The organism is Bacillus sp. A260 (assembly GCF_009861435.1).
GTDB lineage: Bacteria > Bacillota > Bacilli > Bacillales > Bacillaceae_G > Bacillus_A > Bacillus_A cereus.
Genome location: NZ_CP046398.1, coordinates 3,940,075 through 3,957,428 on the forward strand (window position 1 = coordinate 3,940,075; position 17,354 = coordinate 3,957,428).

The following is a 17,354-nucleotide window of genomic DNA, read 5'->3' on the forward strand; positions in this document are numbered from 1 at the left end:
GTATGTATAAACATAGCAAAATGTTTCATATTTACTTGTCTTAACAGAATAAAAATTTAGGGAGATTACATTTATTATGAACGCTGTACTCGTCGCAGTAGCAATTATGCTATTGCTTAGTTTGTTACGTGTCCAGGTCATTGTCGCCATCATTGTTGGAGCTTTAACAGGCGGACTTATCGGCGGACTCGGTATTTCAGAAACGATTAACACTTTTACAACTGGTCTTGGAAACAGTGCTCCAATCGCTTTAAGTTATGCAATGCTTGGTGGTTTCGCTATTTCCCTTTCCAAAACAGGACTTCCAGATGCTATGATTCAAACTGCATTAAAATGGATTGGCAATGAACAAGACACGAAAAAACAAGTTTATTCTAAAATACTTATTTTATTCATTATTTTAACGATGGCTTGTTTCTCACAAAATGTGATTCCTGTTCACATTGCTTTCATCCCCATCTTAATTCCAGCACTTTTAAAAGTATTAAATGAGCTGAAAGTGGATCGCAGACTTGTCACATGTATTATTACATTTGGATTGATTACTCCTTATATGTGGATCCCTGCAGGGTTCGGAAAAATTTATCATGACGTATTGCAAACCAACGCTGCGCAAAGCGGCCTTACATTTGATGTCACACTTATTCCAAAAGCAATGACTATTCCAGCAATCGGTATGATTATTGGATTATGTGTAGCGGTATTCATTACGTACCGAAAACCTCGTACGTATGAAACAGAACAAATTCATACTACCGAAAATGAAATCGTTCCCTATACAAAACGTAGCATTACTTTCGGGTTATTATCTATCATTGCTACATTAACTGTTCAATTAACAACAGAATCCATGATTTTCGGTGCTTTAGCAGGTATTATCGTCTTATCAGTTAGTGGCAGTCTACCACTTAAAGAAGCAGATGCGATATTAACAAGCGGAATGCGTATGATGTCCTTTATTGGCTTTGTTATGATTGCTGCCGCTGGATTCGGCGCTGTTCTTCGAAAAACAGGACATGTTGAATCTCTAGTGCAAACGAGTGCACATATAATCGGAAATAACAAACCACTCGCTGCATTTCTTATGCTCGTTATTGGACTTCTCGTTACGATGGGAATTGGTTCATCCTTTTCAACCATCCCTATCTTAACAACCATTTTTGTACCTCTTTGCATTCAGCTTGGATTTAGTCCAATGGCCACAATTGCAATTATCGGTACAGCCGGAGCACTAGGTGACGCAGGATCTCCAGCATCGGATAGTACCCTTGGACCAACATCCGGTTTAAATGCTGATGGTCAGCACCATCATATATGGGATACATGTGTACCCACTTTTCTACATTACAATATACCGTTACTTATATTTGGCTTTATTGCCGCAATTACATTATAAAAAGGTGCGTATAAAACGCACCTTTTACTTTTTTATTTTTCCTTTTAATTGTTGAAAAGCTACTTTTCCGTTATCTTTGACATAGCTTTCAATTGTCGGTAGTGATGAACCTATCCATTCACACTCTATACTCCCATTCGGTCCAACAATTTTTAATTTATCTGGTATATGTATATTTAGAAATCTCGCTGACCGAATTAACTCAATAGCAATCTGATCACTTGAGGCTACAATTCCATCTATATACGGATTGTTTTGCAATAATGTAATAAATTGTTTATTTGTATACCCTTGTACACATTCTTCTCGATAAGAGATTCCTTCATCCCAAACAGCGTCTAAAAACCCTGCTATATGATCTTCCATTTCTTCACTTTCTTCTCCCTCACCGAAATATGCAAGAAAGTGACACCCTTTCTCTTTTAATAAAGAAACAGCTCTCTGTCCACTTTCATAATAATTTCCATGTGATTGTTGCTCATCGATCACAACAAACGGAAATGGAATTTCTCCTACACTTTTAAAAACTGCTCTCGTCAAAATAACACCTGCAATGTTATTTTGCTTCAGCATATGTATGTATCTATCTTTATTCTCTATATTACAAATAATGATTTGATAGCCTTCTTTATATGCTATTTCCTCAATACAATGTAGCAAAGTGATGTTTGATTGGTTACATAAATTATCTACAAGTAATGCAATTATCGTTGAACTCTCTTTAAATAGTGGCTTCGCTGCACTGTTTGGCTTATAACGTAATTCTTCAATTGCTTCCTTTACTTGTTTTACTGTGTCCTCATGAACGTATCCTTTTTCATTAATAACTCGTGAAACGGTTGCGACTGAAACACCTGCCAATTTTGCAACATCACGTATAGTTGCCACATCGTCACCCCTTAATATGGTAATAGATTACAATTTTACGGTAACCTAAATTACACTATCCGTCAAGATTAATAACTCACATTTCTGAAAATTGTTACATCATTTCACTAAACGATACTCCAACTGAATTTCATGTAAAATTGGGATATTATCATATCCCATACGTGGAATTTCTTTCTTTATTTTTCGTGCCTCCTCTACCGCATTCACATATAAATTAGTCATTACAAAATTACGTTTTTGGTAAAATCGTAACGCATTCATATTATCATTTGTTGTAATAAGCCAAACCTGTCTGCACCGTTCTTCTTCTGCAACTTGTAATACACAATCCACAAGTTTCGTCCCTATTCCTTTTCTTTCTTCAAAGCTATCTAGCGATACAATTTCGCATATATTTCCGGTCACTTCATACGTTATAATTCCGATTATTCTGTCATCTGAGAGCGCAACAAATCCTGGCAACTCTTCTAACTGATGTCCCTTACCACGTGAAACCATCAATGAACTTCCCCAGTTCTCACACATGAACATTCGGATTGTTTCTTTCATCGCTGGCGTAATTTTTTGTATATGCAGCATTTCCTATTTCTCCCCTTTTATATCATTGTGATACAATATAAGTGTATCACATGTAACGGTATTTGGAGGATGAGGTAAAGTATGAAACGTTTTTTTGCAGCATTGTTTACTATACTAGGTGCAATAACTGCCCTTGGGATTTTCTTTACAAATAAAGTGATGTACTTAAAGAAAAAAACAGAGGAAGAAGTACTCGAAAGAGAAACGAAAAAACATTTTCGTATAGAGGATTTTGATGCTCTTCATAAAGAAGAAATTCATATCCCTTCACAATTCGGATACGACCTTCACGGATATTACATTCCTGCTGGTCATTCCACCAATAAGTTTATGGTTTTTTGCCACGGTGTAACTGTAAATAAAATAAACTCTGTAAAATATGCAAACTTATTCTTAAAAAGGGGATATAACGTCCTCATTTACGATCATCGTCGTCATGGTAAAACTGGCGGAAAAACAACAAGCTATGGATACTATGAAAAACATGATTTAAAATCCGTAGTTGACTGGCTAAAAAACCGTTTTGGCACCAATATTACACTTGGTATTCATGGTGAATCTATGGGAGCTGCAACACTTCTTCAATACGCAGGACTTGTAGAAGATGGTGCTGATTTCTATATTGCAGATTGTCCTTTCTCTGATTTTCACGGACAATTACAGCACCGTTTAAAGGTTGAATTCCATTTACCAAAATGGCCTTTATTACCTTTAGCAAACGCATTTTTGAAAGTTCGTGACGGTTATACAATTCGTGAAGTTTCACCAATCGACTGTATAAAAAACATTAACAATCCCGTTCTCTTTATTCATAGTAAAGATGACGACTATATTTTAGCTGATATGACAAAAGCGTTATATGAAGCGAAAGAAAATAATAAGCAGCTTTATATTGCAGAACACGGTGCACACGCTTGCTCTTATAACGAAAATAAAGAAGAGTACGAAGCAGCCGTCGATCAATTTTTAAACACATATGTGAAAGAAACAAAAAACAGGCTTGCATAAGCCTGTTTTTTATTGCGCTAAAACGTCTGTAACTTGTTCCATATTTTCAGAAATCCATTGCATTGCATCATCTAACGTTGGGAATTCTGTCGTTTGAAATGTTACTTCATCTTGAAGTAACCAAACATCCTTTGCCTCTTGCCCTACACCTGCAATGGACCAATGTAACAAACTATATGGATGATTATCATTCAAAAATGATGCCCACGTGCGCTCATTTGCAATGTTTCGTAATGTATGTAATTGTTTATCCATCTCTCGTCACCTTACTCTAGTCAGTTATGAAAACTATTATAACACTCTCTTCTTTCTCAAACAAAGTGCTCTTTTTATATTGTCAAGCACTTCCCTTGATTATATGATGAAATTAAGCGTTTGGGAAGGAGGGATAACGTTGGCAAAAGTACAAATTAAAGTAAATGATAATGGCTCTTTTCGCATTACAGGGGACGTGGAATTAGTCGACTCACAAGGGAATGTATTCCCAGCAAAACCGGCATTTTCTTTATGCCGTTGTGGTTTATCAAAAAATATGCCTTATTGCGACGCTTCGCATAAAGGTAAATTCGAGTCTGTTGTTAGAGCACCAGAGGCAGAATAATTTTACATGTGACATGCACATTTTTTTGTGCATGTTTTTTCTTTTTAGCAACTCCGTTATATCCCTTCTCCTTACAACATTTCTAATACTTTTATTTCCATTCCAGCCTGCATATATTTTCACACAATTCTTCACATTCGAATATTTTTTACTAGCCTTTTATTTTTTTTGTGCTATAATTTGAGCAAACAGCATCCTTCGGGGTCGGGTGAAATTCCCAACCGGCGGTGATGAAGTGAAAACTTCTAAGTCCGTGACCCGTTTTCAACTCGAAAACGGTGGATCTAGTGAAACTCTAGGGCCGACAGTATAGTCTGGATGGGAGAAGGATATGTTTCTAGTTTTTTATATAGTGAATACACTTTTATTTCAGTATGCATATTTTTAAAGATTCATTTTGATTCTTTATATATGTTTAATTTTCTATACTTATTTTTTATACTGAAATAAAAAGAGACAATTAGCGTTTAAAAATTCGATATTTTGCTAGGTTTTTTCCTTATGCAGAAATATCAATTATCGTTAGGTTTCTTTCCTATACTTTCGTATTCAAACTATATTTCTAGAAATCACGTCTCCCAAACCCCAAGGATATTAAATCCTTGGGGTTTTTTGATTTTTTTAGGAGAGGTGAAGAAAATGACAGATCAAGAATATATGAGGATTGCCCTGCAGTTAGCAGAAGGGACATCAGGACAAACAAGTCCAAATCCTATGGTTGGTGCTGTTGTTGTAAAAGATGGAAACATCGTTGGTATGGGGGCTCATTTACGAGCTGGTGAAGAACACGCAGAAGTTCATGCCCTTCAAATGGCTGGTCAGAACGCCAAAGACGCTACCGTTTATGTAACACTGGAACCGTGTAGCCACTTTGGAAAAACACCACCTTGTTGTGAATTGCTCATCGAAAAAGGAGTTAAGCGTGTTGTAATTGCTACTCTCGATTGTAATCCGCTCGTTTCTGGTAACGGAAAAAGAAGATTAGAGGAAGCTAGAATTGAAGTAACGACCGGTGTTCTTGAGGCAGAAGCAGTTTTATTAAATCGCTACTTTTTTCACTACATGAAAACGAAGCGCCCTTTTGTAACAATCAAAACAGCGATGAGCTTAGATGGAAAAACAGCAACTGTAACTGGTGAAAGTAAGTGGATTACAGGTGAAGAAGCACGTGCTGATGTTCACCAATATCGCCATACACATGATGCAATTCTTGTTGGAGTGAATACAGTTATAGCTGATAATCCTCATTTAACAACAAGAATTCCAAATGGTGGGAAACATCCTATTCGCGTTGTTTTAGATACCCATTTACGAACGCCACCATCTTCTCATGTTATAACAGATGGTTTAGCACCGACATGGATTATTGTCGGTAAGGATGTAAAGGAAGAGAAGATATCTTCTTATGAATCTAAAAATATAGCTATATTCCAAATGGAAACGAAACATATAGAAATCGAGGACCTTCTTTCCTTTCTTGGAGAGAAACAAATTCTTTCTCTATTCGTTGAAGGTGGCCAATCGATTCATGCAAGTTTCTTAAAAACAAACAATTTTAATGAAATTGTAACCTATATAAGTCCGAAATTAATTGGTGGGAAAGATGCTCCTACTTTATTTGGAGGAAATGGTTTTTCAAAATTACAAAATGCGCTTTCCTTGAAAATTCAAGAGATGAAACAAATTGGTGATGATATAAAAATCGTTGCGAATGCCCGAAACGAGGTGACGAAATGTTTACAGGAATTGTAGAAGAATTAGGAACGATAGCAAACATGCAACAAAGCGGAGAAGCGATGAAATTAACGATTCATGCAAAAAAAATTTTATCAGATGTTCACTTAGGTGATAGTATCGCGGTTAACGGTATTTGCTTAACTGTAACAAGCTTTACAACTACTTCATTTACAGTTGATGCAATGCCTGAAACGATGCAGTCGACATCACTTCGCATGCTTAAACCGCACTCTAAAGTAAATTTAGAGCGCGCAATGGCTGCAAACGGACGATTCGGTGGACATTTCGTTTCAGGACATATTGATGGAATCGGAACGATTTTAAATAAAAAACAACATTACAATGCCGTCTATTACAAAATAGCAATTTCTGATGAACTACTGCGCTATTGTTTGCAGAAAGGGTCCATTGCTGTTGATGGAACGAGTTTAACGATATTTGATATAGACGAATCTTCCATAACGATTTCACTCATCCCGCACACAGTAAGCGAATCTGTCATTGGAGCAAAAAATGCCGGAGATATCGTAAACATTGAGTGTGACATGATTGGTAAATATATTGAACGCTTTATTACTAAACCTACAAAACGAGTAGGTTCAATGACCGAAAGCTTTTTACAAGAAAACGGATTTCTATAAGGGGGAAGCACAATGTTTCATCGTATTGAAGAAGCTCTAGAAGATTTAAAAAAAGGTAAAGTCGTTATCGTATGTGATGATGAAAACCGAGAAAATGAAGGCGATTTTATTGCTTTAGCAGAGTACATTACACCAGAAACAATAAATTTTATGATTACACATGGCCGTGGTCTCGTTTGTGTACCGATTACGGAAGGATACGCAGAACGTCTACAATTAGAACCAATGGTATCTCATAATACAGATTCACATCATACTGCGTTTACAGTGAGCATTGACCATGTCTCTACAACAACAGGGATTAGCGCTCACGAACGTGCAACTACGATACAAGAATTGTTAAACCCCGCATCAAAAGGTGCTGATTTCAATCGACCTGGACATATCTTTCCATTAATTGCGAAAGAAGGCGGTGTCCTGCGTCGTGCAGGTCATACAGAAGCTGCTGTTGATTTAGCAAAGCTATGCGGTGCCGAACCAGCTGGAGTTATTTGCGAGATTATAAATGAGGACGGCACGATGGCACGTGTACCTGATTTAATAGAATGCGCAAAACAATTTGATATAAAAATGATTACAATAGAAGATTTAATTGCTTACCGCCGCCATCATGAAACACTTGTGACGAGAGAAGTGGAAATTACATTACCTACAGATTTCGGTACTTTCCACGCAATTGGCTATTCTAACTCATTAGATACGAAAGAACATATCGCACTTGTAAAAGGTGATATTTCAACAGGTGAACCGGTACTTGTACGTGTTCATTCTGAATGCTTAACAGGAGATGTATTCGGTTCACATCGCTGCGATTGCGGACCACAACTCCATGCAGCACTTGCTCAAATTGAGCGTGAAGGAAAAGGTGTTCTTCTTTATATGAGGCAAGAAGGAAGAGGCATTGGGCTTCTTAATAAGCTTCGTGCTTATAAATTACAAGAAGAAGGATTCGATACTGTAGAAGCAAATGAAAAACTCGGCTTCCCTGCTGATCTTCGTGATTACGGTATCGGTGCTCAAATATTAAAAGATTTAGGTTTACAGAGTTTACGATTATTAACGAATAACCCAAGAAAAATTGCTGGCTTACAAGGTTACGATTTAGAAGTAGTCGAGCGTGTACCGTTGCAAATGCCAGCAAAAGAAGAGAATAAATCGTATTTACAAACGAAAGTAAACAAATTAGGACACTTACTAAACTTATAATTAAAGGAGAGATTTATTATGGTATTCGAAGGTCATTTAGTTGGTACAGGATTAAAAGTTGGAGTTGTTGTTGGACGTTTTAACGAATTTATTACAAGTAAGTTACTTGGCGGCGCTTTAGACGGATTAAAGCGTCACGGTGTAGAAGAAAATGATATTGATGTTGCTTGGGTTCCTGGTGCATTTGAAATTCCTTTAATCGCTAAAAAGATGGCTAGTAGCGGAAAGTATGATGCTGTTATTACATTAGGTACTGTAATCCGAGGTGCTACAACTCACTACGATTACGTTTGTAATGAAGTAGCAAAAGGTGTTGCGTCTTTATCACTACAAATGGACATCCCAGTTATTTTCGGCGTATTAACGACAGAAACAATTGAACAAGCGATTGAACGCGCAGGTACGAAAGCTGGTAATAAAGGATATGAATCAGCTGTTGCTGCAATTGAAATGGCTCACTTATCAAAACAATGGGCATAAAAAAAGAGGCTGCGGCCTCTTTTTATTTTTTCACCTTTTTTTGTACATCTTTTATTAATTCATTCATCGTTTTTCCTTCTGTTTTTATATGAAGAGCTTGTGCCGTTCTCCATACATTCTCTCTTTTTTTCGCTTCTTCTATAATAGTAATTTCTTTTCTAACTTCCTTTAAATCTTTTCCTTCCGTTTTCAATCCAAAATGTTCAGCTTTCGTTCGAAAGTGTTGTTCGATTCTTTGTTGCATTTCTTTTTGTTCAGGATTTTCAGCAGCCTTAACTGGATCAGAACTTATTGCTTTTATTAAAATTAAACAAGTCATAATCGCTAATATGTATTTGTACATGTAAAATCCTCCACCCCAATATAAATTACATATTTACTATGTACAACTAGGGCTTGGAAAATTCGTCCACAAAAATTCTTTTTTTCGCTTAAAAACCAATAATATCAAGCGTTCACAACTATTTATTACATTTTATTTACAAAAAAAGCAAACCCTTTTACAAGTTTGCTTTTTCATCTATCTTATAATGCACATTCTTCAATCTCAAATCCTAAATCTGCAATCATACCCCAGTCCGCAGTCGGCTCTTGTCCAGCTGTCGTTAAGTAGTCCCCGACAAAAATAGAATTTGCTGCAAATAAACCGATTGGCTGTACAGAACGTAAATTGATTTCACGTCCTCCTGAAATACGAATTTCTTTTGTTGGGTTTACAAAACGCATCATTGCCAGTACTTTTAAACATTCTACTGGAGTTAACTCTTTTTGTCCTTCAAGAGGTGTCCCCTTTACAGCAACAAGGAAATTACAAGGGATAGAATCTGCATCTATACGTTGTAATTCAAATGCAATTTCAGCACGCTCTTCAATTGTTTCTCCCATGCCAAAAATCGCTCCCGAGCATGGGGAAATGCCCGCTTGTTTTGCTTTTTGAACTGTATCAACACGATCATCATACGTATGAGTTGAACAAATACTATCGTAATTATTTGCATGTGTATTTAAGTTGTGGTTATAACGATGCACGCCTGCTTCCGCTAAACGTCCTGCTTGATCTTCATTTAAGAAACCTAAACAACAACAAATCTTCAAGTCTGTCGTTTCACGAATTTCCTTAACTGCTCCAATTACGTGATTTACCTCTTTATCCGTCGGACGACGACCAGACGCTACAATACAATATGTACCTGCTTTACGGCGTATTGCTTCATGTGCCCCTTCTACAATCTTCTCCTGCGTTAACCATGCATATTTATCAATCGGTGCTTCTGAAATAATAGACTGTGAGCAATATCCACAATCTTCAGGACATAATCCAGATTTCGTATTAATAATCATATTCAATTTTACTTTCTTACCAAAGTGATGATGACGAATGATGTAAGCTGCATTCATAATTTCTAGAACTTCTGTATCATCAGCTTCTAATATCGCTATTGCATCTTCTTTCGTAATCATCTTCTCTTCCACTACGTCGTATGCAAGTTTTTTCCAATCCCTTTTTGTTTGTACTTGTTTCATTTCATCTCTTCCCCTCTTTTGTTATATGCATAAATAAAGCATGATACGTTGCCATTATCCCTTCATTTCCCGTGAAGTCTCTTTCGTATATGCGCAGCATCGCACGAAAGAGTGAGGGACTTTGACAATATGATCCTTCATTGCTATTAGTCGCTCCTACTTTTCGAATAGAATGTAGAAACTCCTTAACTTCTGTAAAACTCTCTATGTAACATGTTTCAGAAACATGCACATCCCCTGTTTCTATCTTGCATATATGAAGCAACTGATCTTTCGAATAAAAACGTTGACCAATCGATGTTTCATTTTTTATATTTCTTTCTTCTTTCGCACGTTGGAACGAAGCATGCAATTCTTGAAACGTTTCATGTCCAAACGTTGAAAAGAGTAATATCCCATCTATAGACAAATGTTGAAATAAATTTCTTAACACTTGTTGTAAATTATTTAACCATTGAAATGTAGCATTTGAAATAATGACATCATATGATTCTTCTAATCGTAATCGCTCAATATCTTCACAGTGAAACGTTACATTTTTTACATTTTGTCTAGTTTGCGCAATTGCAATCATACTTTCAGCAAAATCAACTGCTGTAATATGTGCTTTCGGAAATAACTTTGATAATTGCTCTGTTACATACCCCGTCCCGCACCCCAGTTCTAAAATACGTATTGATGCCGTTTCACTATATCGTTCCTTTAAGATTGAAAGTAATGAATGTGCCATCTTTTTTTGTACATTTGCATATCGATCGTAAGATACAGCTGCCCCATTAAACCGTTTTTGTAGTAGCGTTTTGTTGATCATGTCGTATCCCCTCTACAAATTGAATCGTCTCATTTGCGCAATATTCAAAATTCGTCACACATAACGCATGCCCTGCATCACTTACTACTTTCAGCTCGCTGCTGCTATTCTCCATCATACTACGTGCCGCAGACAATGGGCATATTACATCCTGTTCTCCGTGAATAAGTAGTATAGGTACTTTAATTTCTTTTAGTTCTTCTCTCATATCTGTTTCTATTAAATAATCCAAACCTAGTTGTAAAGACTGAATAGAATCACCTTTAAAACGGTCTACAATGTCTTCAAAGTTTTTATTCTCTTTTAACTCATCTTTCGTAAACATATTTTCATAAAACCGCTTGAGCGTATCTTCTTTCCTTCTCGCCAAATTCCTTTTCAGCCGTTCTACATGCAAAGCATTCCATCCGTTACTGTAATCGCTCGTATTTGTAAATTTAGCAGTACCACCAATTAATACGATGCCTTTTGCCTTAATCTTTTTATAAGCTTCAACTGCTGCTAACGCTCCTAGTGACCAACCAACTAAAATTACGTTGTCGTTATGCGCTACATCTATAATTCGTTCCACAAATTCACTTCGTTCGTTCACATTACGCCAATCTATGCATTGAACAGGATATCCTTTAAAATACGGAAGTACTAAATCCCAAATATTCTCTTCCATTCCCCATCCGGGGATAAAAATAATCTTTAGCTCGTTCATACGAAAAGCTCCTCTTCTTTCGCAATGTGGATAATTCGGTCAATAGCCCATTTTAAATCAGCTATTGTATGTTGCGATGTAACTGCAAAGCGAATTCGAGAACTATGAACCGGCACAGTTGGCGGACGAATTGCAATAGCCGCAATCCCTGCCTCTTGCAACCTTTTACTAAACCGTAAAGCATGTTCATTTGAACCGACTACAATCGGTACAATATGAGTTGAACTATTCCCAATATCAAAACCAGCATCCCTTAATTTAGTTCTGAAGTATTCTCCGTTTGCTATAAGGTTCTCTCTTCTTTCGTTATCTTCTTTTACAATTTCAATTGCTTTTTGCACCGCTCCTAACGTACTTGGTGGTAAAGCTGTAGTAAAAATAAAGCTTCTCATCATATTTTGTAAATACTCTATATAAATTTCATCACCTGTCAAATACGCACCATAACACCCTAAAGCCTTGCTAAACGTCCCCATATGTATATCAATTTTTTGAGCAAGATTTTTTTCTATATGAGATAACCCAGCTCCGCCGATTCCATATATTCCACTCGCATGTGCTTCATCGACTATAATGATTGCCCCGTATTTCTCTTTCAGCTGTACTAAATCTCTCAAATACGCAGTATCACCGTCCATACTAAAAACGGTATCTGTTACGATTAATTTCCTTTTTTCAGGCGAAGCCATTTTCAACAACTTCTCTAAATGATCCAAATCATTATGACGATACCTTTTATGCTCTGCCCCGCTTAATATGATTCCATCAACAATACTTGCGTGATTTAACTTATCACTAAAAACAATATCGTGCCGAGAGGCTAAAGAAGATATGGCACCTATATTTGCCGTATACCCACTATTTACAATTAAAGCTCTTTCAGTACCTTTCCAGTCACATATGCTTCTCTCAACCTCTTCATATAATAGATGATTTCCTACAACGAGACGAGAGGCAGTCGCTCCAGTTCCATATCTTTTTGTACAGGCAATAGCAGCTTCTTTTAACCTTTCATCTCCAGCTAACCCTAAATAATTATTTGACGCTAAATTTAACATCCTTTTTTTATCTCGAATAAGCCAAGTCTCTTCTGCCTTCTCTGTTACATGCAAATCACGATACTGCCCTTCCTCATGTAATTGTTGTAATTTACATTGAAGGTGCGCCCGCCACGTTTGATTCATTTTGGATAAACTCCTCTAATTTTGAAATCATAATATGTTCTTTTGCAGATTCTAATACTTCTTCTTTCGTAAACTCACCTGCAAAGAATGGTAATAATCCTAAAACTGGTACCCCGCTCAGCTCTTCAATCATCTCTTTATTTTCTTGCACTCTTTCCATTTCACATTCTTTGCAACCTGATAAAATGACACCCGCTACGGTTAAGCCATGCGCCTTTGCGTAAGCAATCGTTAACACTGTATGATTTACTGTTCCTAATGTAGGACGAGCTACTACAATAAGAGGCAACTGTAATTCTTTTGCAAAATCAATTACTAAAGCATCTTCTGTATATGGGACAGCAAGCCCACCTGCTCCTTCTACAAATAAGCTATTAAACTCTTTTAATAGTTCATTATAGTAATCAGTAATTTCTTTTAACTTTACTACTCTTCCAGCTCTTTTCATGGCAAGTCTCGGAGCAAGTGGTTCTTCAATAGAATAAGGGCAAATTTCATTTTCTTGTGTCGGTACACCTGATAATGATTTTAACCTTGCCGCATCTCCCTCAGGGTTTGATGCAACATGCCCACTTTGCAACGGTTTATATACCCCTACGTTATATCCTAATTCTCTAAATACACCTGCTATAGCACCTGCAACTACTGTTTTTCCAACTTCAGTATCAGTTGCTGTTATGAAAAAACCACTCATTATTCTCCCTCCGTAACATCCGAGATTGCCTTATATAAAATGCGTAACATATCATCAATTTCTTCAAAAGTAGAAGCAAGTGGCGGCATAAATACAATCGTGTTACCTAGCGGTCGTAAAATCATACCCAGCTCTCTTGAGCGTTTACATACTTGAACACCGACTCTCTCTGTCCAGTCAAACGCTTCTTTCGTTTCCTTATTCTTCACAAGCTCAATACCAACCATTAATCCGCACTGACGAATATCACCTACATGTTTATAAGCAAAGAGCTTTTCTAATTGCGCTGCCACATAATCCGTTTTACGTGCCACTTCTTCTATTAAATTTGTTTTTTCATATAGTTCTAGATTCGCGATTGCTACGGCACACCCTAACGGATTGCCTGTGTAGCTATGTCCATGGAAAAATGTTTTTTGTTCTTCATATTCTCCTAAGAAGGCATTATATATTTCATCTGTCGTTACCGTAACTGCAATTGGTAAATATCCACCTGTTAAACCTTTCCCAGCAGTTAAAATGTCTGGCGTCACATTTTCATGTTCACAAGCAAACATTTTCCCTGTACGCCCAAATCCAGTTGCTACCTCATCTGTAATAAATAATACATTGTACTTAGTACATAAATCGCGCAGTCCTTTTAAATATCCTTTTGGCATTGTAATCATCCCGCCAGCACCTTGCATTAATGGCTCTACAATGATGGCAGCTACTTCTTCATGCTTTTCTTTCAACAATTCTTCCATTTCTTCTAAATGGCTTTTTACAATTTCCTCCTTATTATTTCCGTAAGGAGAACGATATGTATATGGATACGGCATTTTAATCGCATCAAATAAGAGCGAACTATACACTTGGTGAAACAAGTCTATTGCTCCTACTGAAACAGCTCCAATTGTATCACCGTGATATGCTTCTTTTAATGTAACGAATCTTTGTTTCTTTGGTTTCCCTTTATGCTGCCAATATTGGAAAGCCATCTTAATTGCAATTTCAACAGCGGTAGAACCTGAATCAGAATAGAATACCTTCTTCAATCCATCTGGTACAACCTCAATAATTTTTTCTGCTAATAAAATAGATGGAACGTTAGCAAGTCCTAGCATAGTAGAATGAGCAATTTTATTTAATTGCTCACGAATTGCTTCATCTAATTCCGGTACTTGATGTCCGTGAACATTTAACCATATAGATGAAACACCATCCCAATATTCATTACCATTTACATCGTATAGCTTTCTTCCCTCTCCACGTTCAATAATGACAGGATCTTCTTCTAAATAATCTTTCATTTGTGTAAATGGGTGCCATACGTAAGCTTTATTTTTCTCTGCTAATTCTTCATATGTATAAGATGATTTTTCAATCGTTTTACTATTTATTGTCACAATTGTCACCCCTAATGTTAACTTGTTTACAAATAAAGTTAACATTAAATCTGAATGACTGTCAATTATTTTAAAATCAAATAGTTCTTAAAAAAGAACAACTTATCATACGATAAGTTGTTCTACTTTCCATGCTGTATCTTTCCAATTTCTAAAATAATTTCTTCATCTTTTTTTCCCTCTGTATTAATTCCAAGCTGCTTCGCATGCTCAATTAATAAATCATGACGCTGCTCAAATCTAGCCTTATTTACTTCTTTCGTAATTTCTTCTTTTGTTTTTCCATCACTAGAAACCCCTAGTTTCGTAGCTGCTTTCTCCATCGACTTCTTCTCTTCCGCTTCTTTCGCTTTCTTCACTTCTGACTGCTGTACTTGCTTTTGCTTCGCTTGCTCTGATTCAGCTGCAAAAGCTGTGTAAATGCCAGCACTTCCGCCAATGACTAGTAAGGTGGTAAAAAGAATTATTTTTTTCTTCACTCTTTCCTCCCCTTTCAAATTCATTATAACGCACATTTTTTAGTGTTAAAACCTATCTCCTTTATTTCCCTAAAAAAATATCACATATTTTTATTGACATGTATGATGAATATATGATAAAAATTTAACTAACATCATATGAATCGGCGTTGATAGGATTTAGTAGTATTTCGATTTCTGATTTCAGAGAGCTGGTGGTCGGTGCGAACCAGTACAGAGCGAATTATGAATTACCCCCTGGAGCTTCTTTTACGAAACGTAAGGAGTAGTGAAAGACGGTTATAGACCGTTATGTCTAAAGAGTGGTGAAACGAAACTGTTTCACAATTTAGGGTGGTACCGCGAATTTTTCGTCCCTGCATATATTGCAGGGGCGTTTTTATTTTATAAGCGCATATCATATGACCCTTTATTTTGTGATACATTCATTTCACAAGCTAGGGTGGTACCGCGATTTCTTCGTCCCTGCATAATTATATGCAGGGACGTTTTTTTATCCAATCATTTCCGTATCATATAGAAGGACTAACAATTACCGGTAATTTGTCACAAAATTCTAAATTTTAGAAGGAAATATACAATATTGGCGAATTTTATATAAAAAAGAGCTATTTCACATTATTTAGGAGGGGAAAACAATGGTTTCAAAAATTGAGTCTGTTCTTTTAACAATTTTTATCTTTTTCTGTATTGGTTTTAGTGTTATTCAATTAGAAGTTTCACCACACATCCCAATTTTATTTGGTATCGTTCTTTTATTAGCATTTGGATTCTTGAAGAAAATCTCTTGGTCTACTATGGAGAAAGGGATGATTAGTAGTATTTCAGCTGGCATTCCATCTATATTTATTTTCTTACTTGTAGGCGTATTAATTAGCGTTTGGATCGCAGCTGGAACTATTCCCACTTTAATGGTATACGGCTTCCAACTTGTATCTCCAAAAATTTTCGTTCCAACTGTTTTTGTTGTTTGTGCAATTGTTGGAACGAGTATCGGTAGTGCATTTACAACTGCTGCAACTGTAGGACTTGCCTTTATGGGAATGGGTACTGCCCTTGGATACGATCCAGCTCTTATTGCTGGTGCAATTATTTCTGGTGCATTCTTCGGAGATAAAATGTCTCCTTTATCTGATACAACAAACTTAGCGCCTGCTGTAACAGGTGTAGATTTATTTGAACATATTCGTAACATGCTTTGGACAACAGTGCCAGCTTTCATTATTGCTTTTATCGCATTTTTCATTTTAGGAAGCGGATCTGGTGGAAACGTTGATTTCTCAGCATTTATTAACACACTAGAAAAAAATGCAACGATTTCTATCGTTACACTGATTCCTATTTTATTACTGTTCCTATTCGCATTTAAAAAGGTACCCGCAGTTCCAACATTACTTGCAGGAATTGTGGTAGGAATTATTATTCTCTTTATTTTTAAACCTAGCACTTCTTTAGCTGATTTAATTAAAATTATGCAAGACGGTTACGTTTCTAAAACTGGTATCAAAGATATTGATAGCTTATTATCTCGCGGTGGCCTGCAAAGTATGATGATGTCAATTGCTCTTATTTTCCTAGCTCTTTGTATGGGAGGATTATTACAAGGAATGGGTATTATAGCGCAGCTGATGAATATTATCTCTAGCTTCGTAAAAACTAGTACACGCTTAATTATTTCTACTGCTTCAACTGCAATTGGTGTAAACTTCTTACTTGGTGAGCAGTACTTATCCATCGTTTTAACAGGACAAGCATTTGCTAATAAATACGATGAAGTCGGTTTAGAACGTCGTAATTTATCACGAGTATTAGAAGATGCTGGTACAGTAATTAATCCACTCGTACCATGGGGTGTAAGTGGCGTATTCTTAACAAACGTTCTTAGCGTTCCAACATTCGATTACCTGCCATACGCAATCTTCTGTTTAGCATGTCCAGTCGTAACCATTATTGTCGGTTTTACTGGATTCGGTCTTTCATGGAAAAAAGAAAAAGCAGTACCAGTTTCATAATATAACAAAAAGGATTA

Annotated in this window: 19 protein-coding genes, 1 riboswitch and 1 other annotated feature; of the genes, 8 read left to right on the forward strand and 11 right to left on the reverse strand. The window is 36.5% G+C overall.

The genetic code is table 11. The features are described from left to right. Positions 1–76: 76 nt before the first annotated feature. Positions 77–1,396 (forward strand): Na+/H+ antiporter family protein, encoded by a 1,320-nt coding sequence (locus GD442_RS19800; RefSeq protein WP_000994816.1) that lies wholly within the window; start codon positions 77–79, stop codon positions 1,394–1,396. Between the two features lie 24 nt (positions 1,397–1,420). On the opposite strand, the gene GD442_RS19805 is transcribed toward GD442_RS19800, so the two are convergent. Together GD442_RS19805 and GD442_RS19810 are read right to left on the reverse strand one after the other, a co-directional pair. After that, the gene (locus tag GD442_RS19805; protein WP_098213729.1) at positions 1,421–2,284 is read right to left on the reverse strand and encodes a LacI family DNA-binding transcriptional regulator; all 864 of its coding nucleotides are present in this window, start codon (positions 2,282–2,284) and stop codon (positions 1,421–1,423) included. Positions 2,285–2,383: 99 nt separating this feature from the next. Then, complete coding sequence (locus tag GD442_RS19810; RefSeq protein WP_000902435.1) at positions 2,384–2,866, reverse strand: GNAT family N-acetyltransferase; 483 nt, start codon at positions 2,864–2,866, stop codon at positions 2,384–2,386. 81 nt (positions 2,867–2,947) lie between these two features. On the opposite strand from GD442_RS19810, the gene GD442_RS19815 reads away from it, so the two are divergent. Further along, positions 2,948–3,874, forward strand: a complete 927-nt coding sequence (locus tag GD442_RS19815; RefSeq protein ID WP_000819234.1) for an alpha/beta hydrolase — start codon at positions 2,948–2,950, stop codon at positions 3,872–3,874. A gap of 9 nt (positions 3,875–3,883) precedes the next feature. On the opposite strand, the gene GD442_RS19820 is transcribed toward GD442_RS19815, so the two are convergent. After that, positions 3,884–4,129 carry a DUF2552 family protein gene (locus GD442_RS19820; protein ID WP_000360793.1) on the reverse strand — a complete coding sequence of 82 codons (246 nt, stop codon included), beginning with the start codon at positions 4,127–4,129 and terminating at the stop codon, positions 3,884–3,886. A gap of 139 nt (positions 4,130–4,268) precedes the next feature. Here GD442_RS19820 and GD442_RS19825 point away from each other — a divergent pair, with 139 nt between their 5' ends. The 5 genes from GD442_RS19825 (at position 4,269) to ribH (ending at position 8,539) form a co-directional block, all read left to right on the forward strand. Continuing rightward, entirely contained in the window at positions 4,269–4,475 is a 207-nt protein-coding gene (locus tag GD442_RS19825; protein ID WP_141551338.1) for a CDGSH iron-sulfur domain-containing protein, read from the forward strand. 190 nt (positions 4,476–4,665) lie between these two features. Then, a riboswitch (FMN riboswitch) is annotated at positions 4,666–4,809 on the forward strand. Between the two features lie 305 nt (positions 4,810–5,114). Continuing rightward, on the forward strand, positions 5,115–6,227 hold the full coding sequence (gene ribD, locus GD442_RS19830) for a bifunctional diaminohydroxyphosphoribosylaminopyrimidine deaminase/5-amino-6-(5-phosphoribosylamino)uracil reductase RibD (protein WP_000131986.1): 1,113 nt from the start codon (positions 5,115–5,117) through the stop codon (positions 6,225–6,227). Next, entirely contained in the window at positions 6,209–6,853 is a 645-nt protein-coding gene (ribE, locus tag GD442_RS19835; RefSeq protein ID WP_000493908.1) for a riboflavin synthase subunit alpha, read from the forward strand. The genes ribD and ribE overlap by 19 nt, the downstream gene beginning before the upstream one ends. A gap of 12 nt (positions 6,854–6,865) precedes the next feature. Continuing rightward, on the forward strand, positions 6,866–8,059 hold the full coding sequence (gene ribBA, locus GD442_RS19840) for a bifunctional 3,4-dihydroxy-2-butanone 4-phosphate synthase/GTP cyclohydrolase II (RefSeq protein WP_000468976.1): 1,194 nt from the start codon (positions 6,866–6,868) through the stop codon (positions 8,057–8,059). 18 nt (positions 8,060–8,077) lie between these two features. Continuing rightward, positions 8,078–8,539, forward strand: a complete 462-nt coding sequence (ribH, locus tag GD442_RS19845; protein ID WP_000230895.1) for a 6,7-dimethyl-8-ribityllumazine synthase — start codon at positions 8,078–8,080, stop codon at positions 8,537–8,539. A gap of 22 nt (positions 8,540–8,561) precedes the next feature. Here ribH and GD442_RS19850 read toward each other — a convergent pair whose 3' ends face one another. The 8 genes from GD442_RS19850 to GD442_RS19885 form a co-directional block, all read right to left on the reverse strand. Beyond that, positions 8,562–8,882, reverse strand: coding sequence for a hypothetical protein (locus GD442_RS19850; RefSeq protein ID WP_000280032.1), 321 nt, complete (start codon positions 8,880–8,882; stop codon positions 8,562–8,564). 182 nt (positions 8,883–9,064) lie between these two features. After that, positions 9,065–10,063, reverse strand: a complete 999-nt coding sequence (bioB, locus tag GD442_RS19855; protein ID WP_000815856.1) for a biotin synthase — start codon at positions 10,061–10,063, stop codon at positions 9,065–9,067. 1 nt (position 10,064) lies between these two features. Next, positions 10,065–10,874: a malonyl-ACP O-methyltransferase BioC gene (bioC, locus tag GD442_RS19860; protein WP_000608912.1), complete on the reverse strand. Its 810-nt coding sequence runs from the start codon at positions 10,872–10,874 to the stop codon at positions 10,065–10,067. Then, entirely contained in the window at positions 10,840–11,580 is a 741-nt protein-coding gene (locus tag GD442_RS19865) for an alpha/beta fold hydrolase (protein WP_098213731.1), read from the reverse strand. Before GD442_RS19865 ends, bioC begins: the two co-directional genes overlap by 35 nt. Continuing rightward, the gene (gene bioF / locus GD442_RS19870) at positions 11,577–12,764 is read right to left on the reverse strand and encodes an 8-amino-7-oxononanoate synthase (protein ID WP_098213732.1); all 1,188 of its coding nucleotides are present in this window, start codon (positions 12,762–12,764) and stop codon (positions 11,577–11,579) included. Before bioF ends, GD442_RS19865 begins: the two co-directional genes overlap by 4 nt. Beyond that, positions 12,730–13,458: a dethiobiotin synthase gene (gene bioD, locus GD442_RS19875; RefSeq protein ID WP_025687583.1), complete on the reverse strand. Its 729-nt coding sequence runs from the start codon at positions 13,456–13,458 to the stop codon at positions 12,730–12,732. Before bioD ends, bioF begins: the two co-directional genes overlap by 35 nt. After that, entirely contained in the window at positions 13,458–14,891 is a 1,434-nt protein-coding gene (gene bioA / locus GD442_RS19880; RefSeq protein ID WP_044307303.1) for an adenosylmethionine--8-amino-7-oxononanoate transaminase, read from the reverse strand. Before bioA ends, bioD begins: the two co-directional genes overlap by 1 nt. A 77-nt stretch (positions 14,892–14,968) precedes the next feature. Continuing rightward, entirely contained in the window at positions 14,969–15,325 is a 357-nt protein-coding gene (locus GD442_RS19885; RefSeq protein ID WP_000726896.1) for a hypothetical protein, read from the reverse strand. Between the two features lie 140 nt (positions 15,326–15,465). Beyond that, positions 15,466–15,686: a binding site (T-box leader), on the forward strand. 277 nt (positions 15,687–15,963) lie between these two features. Between GD442_RS19885 and nhaC the strand changes: the two genes are divergently transcribed. Beyond that, positions 15,964–17,337 carry a Na+/H+ antiporter NhaC gene (nhaC, locus tag GD442_RS19890; protein ID WP_000253730.1) on the forward strand — a complete coding sequence of 458 codons (1,374 nt, stop codon included), beginning with the start codon at positions 15,964–15,966 and terminating at the stop codon, positions 17,335–17,337. Positions 17,338–17,354: the final 17 nt, after the last annotated feature.